Source organism: Paenibacillus sp. FSL H8-0168 (genome assembly GCF_038592955.1).
GTDB classification, from domain to species: Bacteria; Bacillota; Bacilli; order Paenibacillales; family Paenibacillaceae; genus Paenibacillus; species Paenibacillus polymyxa_B.
Genome location: NZ_CP151948.1, coordinates 3,992,186 through 4,008,137, shown reverse-complemented (window position 1 = coordinate 4,008,137; position 15,952 = coordinate 3,992,186). Strand labels below are relative to the sequence as shown.

General features: G+C 47.2%; 14 protein-coding genes. 11 read left to right on the top strand and 3 right to left on the bottom strand.

The genetic code is table 11. From position 1 onward, the window contains the following. The first annotated feature begins 32 nt into the window (after positions 1-32). The 3 genes from MHI21_RS17640 (at position 33) to MHI21_RS17630 (ending at position 2,608) form a co-directional block, all read left to right on the top strand. On the top strand, positions 33-1,040 hold the full coding sequence (locus tag MHI21_RS17640) for a tripartite tricarboxylate transporter substrate binding protein (protein WP_023989574.1): 1,008 nt from the start codon (positions 33-35) through the stop codon (positions 1,038-1,040). A gap of 48 nt (positions 1,041-1,088) precedes the next feature. Then, the gene (gene kdgT, locus MHI21_RS17635) at positions 1,089-2,090 is read left to right on the top strand and encodes a 2-keto-3-deoxygluconate transporter (protein WP_341163566.1); all 1,002 of its coding nucleotides are present in this window, start codon (positions 1,089-1,091) and stop codon (positions 2,088-2,090) included. 164 nt (positions 2,091-2,254) lie between these two features. Then, complete coding sequence (locus MHI21_RS17630) at positions 2,255-2,608, top strand: hypothetical protein (RefSeq protein ID WP_013311244.1); 354 nt, start codon at positions 2,255-2,257, stop codon at positions 2,606-2,608. An 82-nt stretch (positions 2,609-2,690) separates the two neighbouring features. Here the strand turns inward: MHI21_RS17630 and MHI21_RS17625 are convergent, their stop codons facing one another. Then, complete coding sequence (locus tag MHI21_RS17625) at positions 2,691-3,173, bottom strand: DUF1641 domain-containing protein (protein WP_061829711.1); 483 nt, start codon at positions 3,171-3,173, stop codon at positions 2,691-2,693. Between the two features lie 12 nt (positions 3,174-3,185). Then, positions 3,186-6,128: a formate dehydrogenase subunit alpha gene (gene fdhF / locus MHI21_RS17620; RefSeq protein WP_342418609.1), complete on the bottom strand. Its 2,943-nt coding sequence runs from the start codon at positions 6,126-6,128 to the stop codon at positions 3,186-3,188. A 640-nt stretch (positions 6,129-6,768) separates the two neighbouring features. On the opposite strand from fdhF, the gene moaA reads away from it, so the two are divergent. The 8 genes from moaA (at position 6,769) to MHI21_RS17580 (ending at position 14,348) form a co-directional block, all read left to right on the top strand. Continuing rightward, the gene (gene moaA, locus MHI21_RS17615; protein ID WP_165178517.1) at positions 6,769-7,782 is read left to right on the top strand and encodes a GTP 3',8-cyclase MoaA; all 1,014 of its coding nucleotides are present in this window, start codon (positions 6,769-6,771) and stop codon (positions 7,780-7,782) included. Between the two features lie 40 nt (positions 7,783-7,822). Next, positions 7,823-8,635 (top strand): formate dehydrogenase accessory sulfurtransferase FdhD, encoded by an 813-nt coding sequence (gene fdhD, locus MHI21_RS17610; protein WP_165178516.1) that lies wholly within the window; start codon positions 7,823-7,825, stop codon positions 8,633-8,635. A 133-nt stretch (positions 8,636-8,768) separates the two neighbouring features. Next, on the top strand, positions 8,769-9,017 hold the full coding sequence (locus MHI21_RS17605; RefSeq protein ID WP_342418608.1) for a MoaD/ThiS family protein: 249 nt from the start codon (positions 8,769-8,771) through the stop codon (positions 9,015-9,017). A 55-nt stretch (positions 9,018-9,072) separates the two neighbouring features. Further along, positions 9,073-9,804: a molybdenum cofactor biosynthesis protein MoaE gene (locus MHI21_RS17600; RefSeq protein WP_342418607.1), complete on the top strand. Its 732-nt coding sequence runs from the start codon at positions 9,073-9,075 to the stop codon at positions 9,802-9,804. A 63-nt stretch (positions 9,805-9,867) separates the two neighbouring features. After that, positions 9,868-10,947, top strand: coding sequence for a thiazole biosynthesis adenylyltransferase ThiF (locus MHI21_RS17595; protein WP_342418606.1), 1,080 nt, complete (start codon positions 9,868-9,870; stop codon positions 10,945-10,947). Positions 10,948-11,049: 102 nt separating this feature from the next. After that, positions 11,050-11,871, top strand: a complete 822-nt coding sequence (modA, locus tag MHI21_RS17590) for a molybdate ABC transporter substrate-binding protein (RefSeq protein ID WP_061829723.1) — start codon at positions 11,050-11,052, stop codon at positions 11,869-11,871. A 27-nt stretch (positions 11,872-11,898) separates the two neighbouring features. Next, entirely contained in the window at positions 11,899-12,564 is a 666-nt protein-coding gene (modB, locus tag MHI21_RS17585; RefSeq protein WP_341163572.1) for a molybdate ABC transporter permease subunit, read from the top strand. 248 nt (positions 12,565-12,812) lie between these two features. After that, complete coding sequence (locus MHI21_RS17580) at positions 12,813-14,348, top strand: right-handed parallel beta-helix repeat-containing protein (protein WP_341163573.1); 1,536 nt, start codon at positions 12,813-12,815, stop codon at positions 14,346-14,348. 236 nt (positions 14,349-14,584) lie between these two features. Here the strand turns inward: MHI21_RS17580 and MHI21_RS17575 are convergent, their stop codons facing one another. Beyond that, positions 14,585-15,898, bottom strand: a complete 1,314-nt coding sequence (locus MHI21_RS17575) for an amidohydrolase family protein (RefSeq protein WP_342418605.1) — start codon at positions 15,896-15,898, stop codon at positions 14,585-14,587. Positions 15,899-15,952 lie beyond the last annotated feature (54 nt).

Genomic DNA, 15,952 nt, shown 5'->3' with positions numbered 1-15,952 from the left:
GCCCAGTTCATTTTTGGAGAAGAGGAAACGTAATGAAGAAAAAGCCATGGCAAAAATATGTGCTGGTTGCGGCGGGAGTAGCTATGCTTTCTGCCTTGAGTATCAGTGAATATGTGGATCACCGCACCTTGCAGGATCACAGCCGTATATTTCCTACGAAGCCAATAACACTCGTCGTTCCTTATGCAGCCGGAGGCGGTACAGATATTACCGCGAGAGCGTTGGCGAAAGCCGCCGAAAAGCATCTCGGTCAGCCGATCATCGTCGTTAATCGAACGGGGGGAGGCGGTTCTGTCGGGCTGATGGAAGGGGCTGAGGCGCAGGCGGACGGTTATACCGTAACGTATCTGGTCGCTGAGCTGACTACGTTGCCTCATTTGGGACTGCTACCGCTCACCTATGAGCGATTTAAGCCGCTGCTTCAAACCAATATGGACCCTTCCGCCATTACGGTCCGGGCGGATGCACCATGGAAGACAGCGGAGGCATTTCTGGAGGATGCTGGGGCCCATCCCGGCAAGCTCAAAATGGGGAATGCAGGCACGGGGAGCATATGGCACCTTGCTGCCGCAATGCTGGAGCAGAAAAGCGGAGTCCGCTTTACCCATATCCCTTATGAGGGAGCAGGCCCAGCCGTCTCCGCTTTGATGAGCGGATTTGTGGATGCTGTACCCGTCAGTCCCGCAGAAGTGAAGAAATACGTGGACGAAGGGAAACTTCGCATACTGGCGATCCAGGCAGACACTATTTCGGAAGCGTTTCCAAAAGTGCCGACACTACAACAAGCCACTGGGCTGCGTGTACATTTTATCGGTACTTGGAGAGGGCTGGCTGTACCCAAGGATACACCGGATGAAGTTGCTCAAACGCTGACGGATGCACTGATCAAGGGGACGAAAGACGAGGAATTCAGGGAGGAAATGCGTAAGCATGGGTTGGGATTGCGTGTCCAGGATGCAGAGGCATTCGCGCAGCAACTGAAGGAGAGTCATGATACCTTCGCAAGACTGATTCCCGAGCTCGGCTTGAGCCGCAAGTAATACAGCCTTGTTTTTGCATTGGCAAAAACGAAAGGGTTGAACGAAGTAATGAAAATCAAACAAAACATTGATAAAATTCCAGGGGGCATTATGCTGGTGCCGCTGTTTATTGGCGCACTTTTTCATACATTTACTCCATGGGCAGGCGACTATTTTGGATCTTTTACCAAGGGGCTGATGACAGGTACGGTACCCATTTTAGCAGTGTGGTTTTTTTGTATGGGTGCTTCTATAGATGTGCGAGCGACGGGTACTGTATTGCGTAAATCAGGAACGCTCGTATTGACTAAAATCGCGGTTGCGTGGGTAGTGGCGATCATTGCATCCAGATTGCTGCCTGTTGGTGGTGTAGAAAGTGGACTATTTGCAGGTTTGTCGGTGCTGGCGCTGATCTCGGCTATGGATATGACGAACGGCGGGTTATACGCCTCCATTATGCAGCAGTATGGCTCCAAGGAAGAGGCAGGAGCATTTGTACTGATGTCACTGGAATCGGGTCCGTTGGTGACCATGATTATTTTGGGTAGCACCGGGCTGGCCGTTTTTGAACCGCAAACATTTGTGGGAGCGGTATTACCATTTTTGGTCGGATTTATGTTGGGCAATCTGGATCATGATTTCCGAAAATATTTTGGGAACGCAACGCAAGCTTTGATTCCATTTTTCGGTTTTGCACTTGGTTGTTCCATTGACCTGAGTGTCATTGTCCAGACAGGTATGCTTGGTATTTTATTAGGTATTTTTGTCATTATCGTTACAGGTATTCCGCTGATTTTGGCTGATAAATATATCGGTGGTGGCAACGGTACAGCAGGGATTGCAGCCTCCAGTACAGCAGGTGCAGCAGTAGCCAATCCAGTCATTGTGGCCAACATCAAGCCTGAGTTTCTGCCTGTAGCGCAATCTGCAACGGCCTTAGTTGCTGCTTCGGTCATTGTGACCTCGATTTTAGTACCTATTCTGACGGCATACTGGGCCAATTATATGAAGCGTAAGGGGAAATCCCAAGGAGCAGGACCTGTAAATCCAGGGGCGAATGTACCTAAATGAGGATTTTGCAAAATCCTGAAATAAAGTTTGGATGATGATGCTCTCAACTTATGGATCTTTCCATTACCCGGGAAATGCTTTTGCAGTTATGCCTTCAATCCTAACATCAAAAAACTTGTCCTAAAACGCTTCTGCAAACATACATATGTAAGCAGAGGAGCGTGATGGGATTGGAAAACAAGGTGCGTCGCTACTACCAGTTAAAGCAAAAGCAAAAAGAAATTGAAGGTGAACTGACTGATTTGCGTAATGACATTACCGCACATTGTGCACAGCAGGAAGTATCAGATTGGGAAATTGGCAACTACCGAGTCAAGATTATACAGCAGCACCGCAAGGAATACGATCATACAAAGCTGTATGATTCACTGCCTGATCCGCAGCTATGGCGCTTGTTTTCCAAGCCGGATACGTCGAAGATTGCCAGTTTGCTTAAGCTCAAGGTCATCGCAGAGGAGCAAATAAAAGATGCCGTTTCTCTTAAAACGGTGACGCTATTGCAGGTGGATAAAAAATAAATAAAAAGAGCTGCCCCCGTTTTCGGAGCCAGCTCTTTTTATTGTCTGTTGTTACTAGTCTTCCATCTTCACGCTCTATGAGCTATTTATCAGACAAACTTTTTCCTACTCCTTTGAGAAAATGAATGCCAAATCCCATTGCCCGGTTTACATCTGGATCATTCATCGCCTTCATAAGATCGCGCAGACGAGTCTTTTTATTCTGCTTTAGATGTTTATCGGCTTCGTTCAGGCCATTAGTAACGCTGTTTGCCAGCTTTTTCATCAGCTCGGGGTCTACCTCAGACAGCATCCCTGCTGCTCCCATGAGATTATTGATGATGTTCGTCACAGGCTTACGCGTCGCTTGTCCTACAGCGATTTTGGCGATGCTTTCTTTAGCCTTTAGCATAGACTGAGCTGCTTCGAGAAGACCACTATCGTGCAGCTCACGTACGATTTCAAGTGTCTTCTGCAATGCCGCCCCATTGTCCGCCAAATCAGCAGTAAGCTGATCCAGCGATTGTTTTTGCCGTTCTTCTTCTGTCAAAATGCGTTTTCTCACAATTGAAATAGGCTTAGCCACGGCTTGACCTCCTTATTTTTGATCCACTAAATCGACGTAACCGGGACGATTCCACTTACGGTCCACTTCAACCCCATTTTGCGGATGACGCTTTTTGTAACGCGGATTGATACGTGGTAGTGGATTTTGACCGTCTACCTCCAAAATTTGCATCCGTACTTTGGCTTGTTTATAGGCCGGTGTACGGGTGACCACATCGAACGCTCCACCAGTTAACAGATTGACCGCACCATCATGGCTGGTAGAGTGCATCGGCACATAAATTTCAGTTCCCTGCACCCGGTCTGTAACCAGAACGCGTAGCTTGACCGCACCATAAGGGGATTCCAATCGAACCAGCGATCCATTAGTGATTCCGCGCTCCTCAGCCAATTCAGGTGACACTTCCACAAATACTTTTGGAAGTTTGAGCTGAATACCCGCTGATTTGGTCGTCATATTTCCTTCATGAAACTGTTCGAGCAGTCGACCATTATTTAAGGTCAAATCGAATTCAACGGGGTACTCTTTCGGTGGTACATATTCGAAAAGTCCCAATCGCGCTTTTTTATCCGGAAAGTTAAAGCCGTTGCTGTGCAGCAGCGGTGTATTGCTACCATCCGGCGATCCCCAGTGGAAGCTGTTCCAGCCTTCCAATACGTCATAATTACATTGGGAGAAAAATGGAGTGAGCGACGCCATTTCCTCGAAAATTTCACTTGGATGGCTGTAATCCCAATCAAATCCCATGTGCTTGGCAAATTGGCTGAAAATCCACCAATCCGGTTTACTGTCTCCCATAGGGCGGAGTGCTTCATATAAACGCTGGACACGACGTTCGGTGTTCGTAAAGGTTCCGTCTTTTTCGAGTGAAGGTACGGCTGGCAAAATGACATCGGCGAATTCAGCTGTTTTGCTCAAAAATACATCCTGAACGACAAGGAAATCCAAATTCGCCAGCATTTCTTGGGTATGGTTGGAGTCGGCATCCACCCATGCCATCTCTTCTCCAGCGATATACATCGCTTTGAGCTTACCTGTTTCAATAGCTTCCAGCATCTGAATGTTGTCTAGTCCGCGTTGACCTGGAATTTGTACGCCGTAGGCCGCTTCGAACTTGGCACGAACGACATCGTTCGTCACGGGCTGATAGCCCGGGAAAATATCCGGCATTGTACCCATATCGGCAGCACCCTGAACATTGTTATGTCCGCGAAGCGGATATGCGCCTGCACCCGGACGCATAAAGTTTCCAGTCACCAGCAGTAGGTTGGCAATTGCAATCGAAGTGTAAGAGCCTGCGATGTTTTGCGTCACACCCATGCCCCAGCAAATGGCAGTGCCGTCGGCTTCGTGAATCATAGTCGCTACCTGAATCAGTGTCTCTTTGGAAATACCAGTTTCCTGTTCGGCAAATTCCAGGGTGAAACGATCTAGCAACTTCAAATATTCAGGATAGAAGTTTACATGCTCTTCAATGAATTTTGCATCATGCCAGTTTTGCTCAATGATGTATTTGGCTACAGCGGATAACCATACATAATCAGTACCTTGCTTCGGACGAATGAACAGATCTGCGCGTTCTGCCATTTCATGCTTGCGCAGGTCGACCGAGATCAACTTTTGACCGTGCAGCTTATGCGCACGTTTGATACGAGTAGCCAGCACTGGATGTCCTTCTCCCGGCGCGCAACCGACCAGCATGACCAAACCTGCTTTGGCAATGTCTTTAATCGTACCGCTGTCCCCACCGATGCCTCCGGTGTATTGCAGCCCCCATGACGCAGGAGATTGGCAATACCGTGAGCAATTATCGACGTTATTCGTTTGGAAGACCTGACGAGCCAACTTTTGCATCAAATAGTTTTCTTCATTGGTAAATTTGGACGAAGAAATAAAGCCGAGTGCCTCACCGCCGTAAGTTTCTTGAATAGTTCCCATTTTGCTGGCCATCAGGCTCAAGGCTTCTTCCCAGGTAGCTTCCACAAATTCGTCACCTTGACGAATTAAAGGGGAGGTCAAACGCTGATCGCTGTTCACAAAATCCCAGCCAAATTTCCCTTTTACGCATGTCGAGATACCGTTAACAGGTCCCTCAGAGGTAGGTTGTACCTTCAAAATTTTGCGGCCTTTGGTCCAAACCTCAAAGCTGCAACCTACACCGCAAAACGTACAGACGGTTTTCGTTTTTTTCGTACGGGTTTCACGCATTGCTGCTTCGACTTCGGAAATAGCAAAAATCCCACTATAGCCCGGCTCCACTTCCTTTATTAAATCCACCATCGGATTTAATAAATCCTTGTTCACGCCACTCATGAAGCCTGCTTCTCCCAGCATAGATTTCTCCATCAAGGCATTGCATGGGCAGACGGTTACACACTGACCGCAGCTGACGCAGGAGGAATCATTAATCGCAACCCTGTCATCCCATATGACGCGAGGGCGTTCAGCTTCCCAGTCGAGGGACAGCGTTTCATTGACCTGAAGGTTTTGGCATACCTCTACGCATTGGCCGCATGCAATACATTGATTGGGGTCATATCGATAGAAGGGATGAGACATATCTACTTCTGCCGGGTCAACTTTCGGTTGATACGGATATTTTTGATGTTCAATCTCCATAAGCTCTGCTGTATTATGCAAAGTACAATTACCGTTGTTGTTATCGCACACTGTGCAGTAGAGGAGATGATTTTCTAGCAATCGGTCCATAGCCTCGGTTTGAGCTGCTTTCGCGCGATCCGAGTGTAAATGAATATTCATTCCATCCGAAGCCAGTGTTGAGCAGGAACGCATAAGTTTTCCGTCCACTTCCACGATACATGTGTCACAGGTGCGGATCGGATCGACTTCGGGAACGTAACACAGCTGGGGATGAGCGATGTTGTTTTCGTTAATCACTTCAAGGATCGTTGCGCTGTTCTTCGTTTTCAGTTCCTGTCCGTTTAATGTAATTTTGATCGTACTATCAGTCACGGTTCAGGCTCCTTTCAGATTTTAAATTTAAAAATTAGGAATAAAAAAACTCCACCATAAACACAAGTGCTCGTGTTTCAGCACTTGTGTTTATGGTGGAGTAGTGACCAAGCTCTAGGTCCTGGAGGCCAATCCGCCATTTGAATATGTATTAATAACAAACAGTACGCACCGTCTGTATATCAATAACTTCTGAATAACTTAGATATGTCATTTTCTGCATGTTATCTCGTGTAACTATAACGTAAAATTTAAGATAGTTCAACGGTACATTATTAATTTTTTAATTGATAATGATTATCGTTTGAGAAATCGAAAAATCATTGACAAACGTTCCAGGATTGCTAACAATAGGAATGTAATCTATTTCAGAGCAATCGTAAATGGAGTGTGCGTGGGAACCGCGTATATTTTATTTGTCGCAGCGCTTGTTAGTTTGATTTTTCTATATCACATGAAGTGGGATTCGTAAAATCCTGATGTAGATAAATTAACCGGCATTTAGCAGATTCTTCGATATTCATAAGCGAAGAAGTTGTTGTGATGCCGGTTTTTTGGTTCAGTATAAAATGAATGGAAATGCCGTTCCAATTTAGAGTGTAAAGAGTTTTATTAATGAAGACGGATTGAGGTGAACAGGATGGCGAACCGGAGCGACGATCAATGGAATCGTCCGTTACGGGACTTAAGAATATCCGTCATAGACCGATGTAATTTTCGGTGCCGATATTGTATGCCGGAAGAAATATTTGGCCATGACTATCCGTTTTTGCCAAAAGAAAAAATATTGACCTTTGAGGAAATTACGCGCCTTTCCCGTATTTTTGTCTCGCTGGGCGTTACGAAGTTGCGTATTACTGGTGGTGAGCCGTTGCTGAGGAAAAATTTGTCCTTGCTTATTCATTCGTTAACTCAACTCGATGGCGTTGAAGATATTGCAATGACGACAAACGGCGTATTTTTGCCTAAATATGCTGTAGCACTGCGAGAGGCGGGACTGAAAAGAGTGACGGTTAGTCTGGATTCGCTCGATGATGATCGGTTCCGCCAAATGAACGGGGGCAGAAGCAGTGTAAAGGCGGTGCTGGATGGTATTGAGGCTGCCGCTCAAGCAGGGATGCAGGTGAAAATAAATATGGTCGTGCAAAAGGGCTTTAACGATCAGGATATTGTTCCCATGGCTGACTATTTCCAAAAGAAAAAGCATATTTTACGTTTTGTTGAGTTTATGGATGTAGGCAACACCAATGGCTGGAAATTGGATCAGGTCGTTTCCAAGCAGCAGATCATCGAAGCCATTCATGAGCATATGCCGTTAGAGCCTGTTCCACCCCAGTACAAAGGTGAGGTGGCGACGCGCTACAGGTATCAGGACAGAGAAGGGGAAATCGGCATTATTTCGTCTGTTACGGACGCCTTCTGCTCCACATGTACACGAGCGAGAATTTCTGCTGAAGGCTCCTTGTACACGTGCCTGTTTGCCTCTCAAGGGTACAAGCTTCGCGCGATGCTGCGTTCCGAACAGTCCGATGACGAGATTAAAGCTTACATTGAGCGTGTTTGGAGAGAACGTACCGACCGCTATTCAGAGGAACGACTGAATCATACACAGCAAGCAACGTCTAAAATTGAAATGTCACACATCGGCGGGTGAGCCGAAGAGCCCGCCTGTCAGAAACAAGGGAGTGGAGCACATGGAAAAGCCAGCTGAGGTAAAACGTGAGATTCTACGTTATCGTGACGGTCAGATCAAGCGTTTTGAAGACACTGTGGTGACGGAGCATCCGGTGACCATCAAAATCAATCAGCAGGAATTTGCTACCATGGTTTGTACACCAGAGTATGTGGAGGATATGGCAGTAGGTTTTTTGGCCTCTGAAGGCGTCATTCAACGGTACGATGATATTGAAGATATTTGGGTTCAGGAAAAAGAAGGTTTTGTTCATATTAAAACCCGTCGAATGAATGAGTTTTATCAAAACTTTCATTCCAAACGGTACATTACCTCCTGCTGCGGAAAAAGCAGACAGGGCTTTTATTTTATGAATGATGCCAAAGTGGCAAAAAGAATGAATGACACCCATGTTACGCTGTCTTTTGACGATTGTTTCCGCTTGATGAATTTAATGCAAAGCTCGGCACTTACGTTCCAAGAGACCGGTGGTGTTCATAATGCAGCGTTGTGCGATAAAGACGGGATGATCCTGTCCAGAATAGATATCGGCCGACACAATGCGCTGGATAAAATCTATGGGCATTGCCTAAAACATGATATTGTATTACAAGACAAAATCATAGTATTCAGCGGGCGCATTTCGTCTGAAATTTTGTTGAAGGTTGCGAAGATTGGCTGTGAAGTTGTGTTGTCCAAGTCAGCTCCCACAGAGCTTGCACTTGAGTTGGCTGAGGATCTGGGAATTACAACCGTCGGCTTTATACGCAGTCATTCTCTGAATGTATATACGCACACCGAGCGGATTGATGAACTGGTTGAATCTAAAATATAATATACAAATCCTCATTGTACACCGTCATAGTTAACCAGCATGGAATAAAACCTTTCGGGGTATTCATTCATGTTGGTTTTTCTTGGTACATATGTGGTGGACAGTCACTGTACTGAAAAGGAGGGTATGTTAAATGAACTATCATATTCAAGTATTTGCCGGACTTGCGGAACAAATGGGAGGGCCTATAATCACGGTGCCTACTGATCAAGAAACGATGAGCGTTGCCGCGTTAAAAGACTTGCTATCCGAATGTTTCCCTGAAGCAGCAGCCCAGTTGCAAGGTTCTTTTGTTGCCAGAAATCAAGCCTACGCCTCTCCTGAGGACCTCGTAAGTATCCATGATGAGATTGCGATTATTCCTCCGGTTTCAGGAGGGTAAATTCTATTAATAGAATAGATGAATTCGATAGAATAGGTGCAAGGGGGCAGATCATATGCAATACCGTATTCAGCTATTCGTAGGTATGGCGGAGCAACTTGGTGATGTGATCACGGTAGAACTTTCACAGGAAGCGGTGACCATTGCAGACATTCGAAAAAGGCTGAATGAGCTGTACCCGGAAGTGACTTCACAACTGCCAGGTTCTTTTTTTACCCATCATAAAAAGTTGGCTTCTCCAGATGAACTTGTGCTTCCATCAGATACAATTGCTCTTCATCAGTCAGCACCCGGGATGGAGACGGTCGTTTCAAAATGTGGCTTATTTGCCATTACGTACGACCCGATTGATGCCGATGAAGTAACCTCAAAGGTGCTCGACCCTTCTCATGGCGCTTCGCTGACCTTCAATGGTACGACTCGGGAATTTACGCAAGGTCAACGAACGGTGCTGCTTGAATATGAGGCGTATGTCCCGATGGCCATGAACACAATGAAGCAGATTGGTGACGAAATTGCAGAGCGTTGGCCTTCTACACGTACTGCGATTACACATCGGCTTGGCACAGTAAGAATTGGAGAGACGAGTGTGGTGATTGCTGTCTCTGCTGCACACCGCGATACTTGCTACGAAGCCAGCCGCCATGCCATTGAACGGTTAAAGCAAATCGTACCGATTTGGAAAAAGGAAGTGTGGGAGGATGGCTCAGAATGGAAGGGGCATCAGCTGGGTGGCTGGAATCCTCAAAATACTCCAAAGCTTTCGCATAAGGGCGAGGACATTTGAACTTTTAGCTTGTCTAATCAACTTGTAGCTATCAATGGATAAGTATGGGGGCGTAAATCAACGATGTCAGAAATGGACAAGATCCAGAAAATGGAAGTTGCTGCACAAGCACATGCGCATACGTCTCATGCCCGTTATTCTAGACAGGAATTATTCTCGAAAATTGGACCGACAGGCCAGCAAAATATCCGTAGTAAGCACGTGCTGATGGTGGGGGCCGGCGCACTGGGCACTGCCAATGCTGACATGCTGGTGCGAGCGGGCATCGGACGGCTGACGTTGGTAGACCGTGATTATGTAGATTGGAGCAATTTGCAGCGCCAACAGCTCTATGACGAAGCGGATGCCCGTGGTCAGATCCCCAAGGCAGTGGCCGCGCAGAAGCGATTGCAGCAAATCAATTCGGACGTGGACATTCGTGCGCTAGTCCGGGACGTCTCGCTGGAGGAAATCGACGATATCGCAGCAGGAGTGGATCTTATCGTAGATGCCACCGATAATTTCGATACACGTCTGCTTATGAACGATTATGCGGTCAAGCACCGAATTCCCTGGATTTATGGAGCGTGTGTGGGCAGCTATGGGACAACCTTTACCATCGTGCCAGGGCAGACACCGTGCCTGCATTGCCTGCTCGGGACCGTACCGCTTGGCGGTGCGACCTGTGATACGGTCGGTGTGATTAGCCCGGCTGTACAGATGGTGGCCGCTTATCAAAGCGCCGAAGCATTGAAGCTGCTCACCGGGGACGATTCGGCTTTGCAAAATAAGCTGATTTCTTTCGATCTGTGGAACAATCAGCATCAGGCGATTCAAATCAGCGCCATGAAGAAAGCCGATTGCCCAACGTGTGGTGAGCACCCAGTGTATCCTTTTTTACAATCGGAGCATCAGGCTAAAACGGCTGTCTTGTGCGGACGAGATACGGTTCAAATCCGCCCTGCCCCGGGTACTGTACGTGATCTGAATGAAGCGGCACGTTTGTTATCCCGTCAGGGGGGCAAGGTGGAGCATAATCCATACCTGGTATCCGTTGTTATCGGAACGCATCGAATCGTTCTTTTTCAGGATGGACGCGTCTTAATTCATGGCACGAAGGACATCGCCGAGGCGAGATCGATTTATCACAAATATTTGGGTTGACCCAATAGATTCGACCCGTTATGAGATGTACAATGTTTCCTTATTTTCGCTATCACATTTCGTCATCTCATTTTGGAATTTATAGGATAGGGGAAAAACAAGTTGAAAAAGAAATTTGGGTACATATTCACGTTCGTTGGATTGTTGGCATGGGTTCTGGCGGGCTGCTCGTCTCCGGCTGCTGTACAATCGGCACAGTCCGCACCCAAGACAGAACTAGTTGTATCTGCCGCTGCAAGTCTTCAAGATAGTCTGAATACGCTCAAAGGCCAGTATGAGAAACAGCACCCAGATATCAAACTTACCTTTAACTACGCTTCATCCGGTACATTACAAAAACAAATTGAGCAAGGCGCACCCGCTGACGTATTTATTTCGGCAGGCATGAAGCAAATGAAGGCATTAACCGATGCTTCATTGGTGGAAAAGGATAACGTGCTGCTTCAAAATAAACTGGTTGTGGTTATTCCGCAAGATAAGGCGAAAAGCACAGATAACAAAAGCATTACGCTCAATGACCTGATGGGTCCTTCTTTCCTGAAAGTGGCTGTTGGGGAGCCTACTACCGTTCCCGCCGGACAGTATTCCAAAGAATCGTTAACGAAGGCTGGACTATGGGACAAGCTGGAACCTAAGATGGTATTCGCCAAGGACGTAAGACAGGTATTAAATTATGTTGAAACAGGCAACGCCGATGCAGGACTCGTCTATCTAACGGATGCCAAATCATCCGATAAAACGGTCATAGCACTGGAAGTGCCCGAGGAATTGCATGCACCCATCCTGTATCCTGAAGGCATTGTAAAAGCAACCAAACATAGCCAGGAAGCAGGCGAGTTTCTTGATTTTCTACGGACAGATGAAGCAATGAGTGTGTTCAGTAAAGATGGATTTTCAGCCCCTACAGAAATGACGGGAAAATAGAATTCACAGCTAAAGGAGGGGGTCCCGTTGGATTGGTCAGCTTTTCTTCCTCCGGTTATCGTATCTGTTAAAGTCGCTGTCGTCGCCAGCATCATCGTCTTTTTATTAGCTACTGTGGTAGCGCGAATGATGGCGAACTGCACGCCGCGGAGGGGAACCAGCGTGATCGAGACCGTCCTACTTCTTCCGCTCGTTTTGCCTCCCACTGTTGTCGGCTTTATTTTGCTCATCTTGCTGGGAAGGAAAAGCTGGATCGGCACAGCCTTCGAAAGCCTGTTCGAGCAGACGATTGTATTTACGTGGGGAGCTGCAGTGGTGGCGGCCGTAGTTGTTGCTTTTCCACTGGCTTACCGTACGATTAAAGCAGGATTTGAAGCTGTAGACCCGGAGGTAGAGCAGGCTGCACGTGCGCAAGGTGCCAACGAATGGCAAGTGTTTCGCCACATTACGATGCCCCTTGCCTATCGACCGCTCATTTCAGGATATATTCTCGGATTTGCCCGAGGGTTAGGGGAATTTGGCGCTACGTTGATGCTTGCAGGTAATATTCCTGAACAGACCCAAACTCTGCCTACAGCAATTTACACTGCGTCCGAGGTCGGAAATATGACACTCTCCTGGAGCTGGGTAGCCGTCATCATTTTATTCTCTTTTATCATGTTGATGCTTTCTAATCGACTGGTAAAGGAGTAGTCCGTCTGGAGTAAGAACATGCACAGTCTGCCGATAGGGCAGCTACGGCAACGTTATAGAGCAGCTTAGATCACCAAGAAACCCTGCGATTACTAAAACGCAGGGTTTCTTGTTTCTTTCGACAGCGATTACGGTGACCTCCCGGTCCTTGATATCGCGGATCAGGTTGCACTAATGGCCGATGCCATAGAACAGATTTAGTGGAATTATGGTACAATTTACAAGGAAAACAAAGGGGGATGAGGAACATGAAGAAATTCGGGCAAATGTTTCTGGTAGGCTTAGCCATGGCTTTCGGACTTGGTCTGGTGGCCGGAAATGTGCAACCTCCCGCCGCTTCCGCGGCCGGTACAGAATATTATGTGGCCACGAGCGGCAGCGACTCCAACGCAGGAACGAGCGACGCGCCGTGGAAGACGTTGCAGCACGCGGCCGACGTGGCTCCTGCGGGCAGCACGGTTTACGTCCGAGGCGGCGTGTACAAGCAGAAATTAAAGATTACCCGCTCTGGCTCCGCTTCGCAGGGTCCCATTGTGTTCACCAACTATGGGACAGAGACCGCCATTATTGATGGCAGCGGACTTTCGGTCAGCGGGAACGAAGGGCTGATCGAACTGTCCGATGTCAATTACGTTACTGTTCAGGGGTTTGAAATCCGCAATTTTACCACTGCTTCCAAGAACGTGGTGCCTGTAGGAATTTATGTCCACGGTTCGGGCGGCTTCATTAATCTGTCCAACAACAAAATCCATGACATCAAAAACACGGTCACCCCGACCGGCAAAGATCGGCTGGGTCGGGATGCTCATGGTATCGCTGTTTACGGCACGAAAGCTCCGGCTTCGATTCACGACCTTACGATCAGCGGCAATGAGCTGTACAATCTCGTGCTGGGCTCCAGCGAATCGCTCGTTTTAAACGGCAACGTGGATGGCTTTGTGGCGACCAACAACCTCATTCACGATAATGACAACATCGGGATTGATTTGATCGGCTTTGAGGGAACTGCGCCGAATACCGCTTACGATCAGGCGCGGAACGGGTTGGTGAAGGGCAATCGGGTGTATAATAATTCAGTTCAAAATAACCCATCTTACAAGAGCGATGACAACTCGGCAGGCGGCATTTATGTAGATGGAGGCAAGGACAGCATTATTGAGCAGAACTACAGCTACAACAACGATATCGGCGTCGAAATTGCCTCTGAGCACGCCGGTAAAGCAACCAGTAATATTACGGTCCGCAGCAACGTGATATATAACAACCGACTGACCGGCATTGCCATGGGCGGTTACAATGAGGAGCGTGGCTCCACGGTAAACTGCAAGATCGTGAACAATACACTATACAAGAACGATACGTTTGACGACGGAAGCGGTCAGCTTTTGGTTCAATATGATACGCGAAACAACGTGATCAAAAACAATATTTTCGTGGCCAGCTCCACGGATATGCTGATCTCCAATGGATACACCAAAAATTCCGGCAATGTTGTGGATTATAATTTATATTTTGCTCCGAGCGGCAGCTCGGAAGCCAACTGGATCTGGAGAAATAAAGAATATACAGGTTTCTCCACGTACAAATCGGGGACCGGCAACGATACGCATTCTCTATTTGCCGATCCTAAATTCGTGAATGCCGCGAACAGCGACTTCCATTTGCAGTCTTCGTCACCTGCGATCGATGCCGGGAACACGGAACGTGCCATCATTGGAACACTGGATATCGACGGGAAGCCAAGAGTACAGGGAGCCGCTGTGAACATCGGTGCTTACGAGTAAGTCCTATATTTTATGACAAACAGTGCATGGCGAAAGTATTTGGGGTCACTGTTTGTACATTTTTACAATGTTCCTTGCAATTAAAACACCTTCAAAGTGAAACCCCATGTCGTAAGATATGGGGATAACCTTGAAGGTGTTTTTGCGTTGGCAACAAGATTAAGCTATCCTCGGAAAGTAAAAATGGAAGTCATACAAATGAGATTAGAAAGTTGTTCCTGTTCGATAGGCTCCGATTAACATAGTTGTTGCACACCTTTTAACCATACGGATTTGATCGACAAAGTATCCGAGATGTTGGTTGTCGGATCACCGTTTACTAGTATAAGATCAGCAAGCGAACCTTCGGCAATACAGCCGCGATCGTTAAGCCCAAAGCAACGGGCCGGTTTCGCGGTAGCCGACTGAAGCGCTTCTATGGGAGTAAATCCGGCCTCAACCAGTAATTGCATTTCATGATGAACGCTGGCTCCATGAGCGAGGCCGCCAAGATTGGGAACAGGAACGGGGGCGACATCCGTCCCGACCAGAATATCCACACCGGCACGGTGAAGATCCATCACATTTTTAAAGCTATTCTCCAAAATGCCTTGCGGGAAAGTATGGAAGCTTGAGTTCAAAATATCGATCCATTCCGGACTTAATTTGGAATAAACACGTGGATCATTCGCCAATTCTGATGCCGGATTCCCCAGAATGGATGAGTTCAATACCAAGCACGGTATAACAAATGCGTCTGAATCCGCTATGGATTTCACCAACTCAGATGTGTATTCGGGCCTGTCGAGAAATAAGTGACCCAATCCGTCGACTCCCATATCGATGGCGGTTTGCGAAGAGTGAGCCGTCAAGACGTGAGCTATGACTATTTTATCGAGCTTATGGGCTTCTGCCACGGCTGCTTTTAAAATCTCGTCGCTTAAAATAGGCAGTCCAGGGGCACCCAAGACCGTCCCTTCTTCAATCATGATTTTAATAAAGTCGGCGCCACTCTCCACTTGGGTATGCACATGTTTGATCGCTTCTTCCACTGTCGTCACTTGGGGCACTTTTTCGTGATCGTGAGCGTAGGCGGCTAGCATAGCTTCCCGGTCTTCCTTGGGTAACTTCTCCAATTCCTTTAATACGAACTCAGGAATTTCATCCTCATCCTGCAATAATTCATCCGGATGACCACCTGGAGCAGTGATCGCTGTGCCGGCGGAACGGACTTCGGCGACGTCATTCACGTTTTTCAACTGGATCTTGCGCCCTCTTTCTGTAAAACTGCCGTTCATTTCGAGTTCTGTCGTGACGCCGAATTTTAAAGCATCTCGTAACCCACCGATTGAAGTGTGGACATGCGCATCAATCAGGCCAGGCAATAATGTCGCATTTTCCCCATCGATGATCGTTGCATGCGTCGGAAGGTCTCCGCCTACCGAAATAATGGTTTCCCCATGGATGACAACATTTCTGGGCTCAATAACTTTTTCTCCATCGAAAATACGTACATTCGTAATCGCTGTAACTTTTTCTACTGTAGAGCTGCTTTGAGTTACATTCTTCATGTCGTTCCTCCTTAGTGGTCAGTTTTAAACACTTAGAATTCTAACTATTAGCTT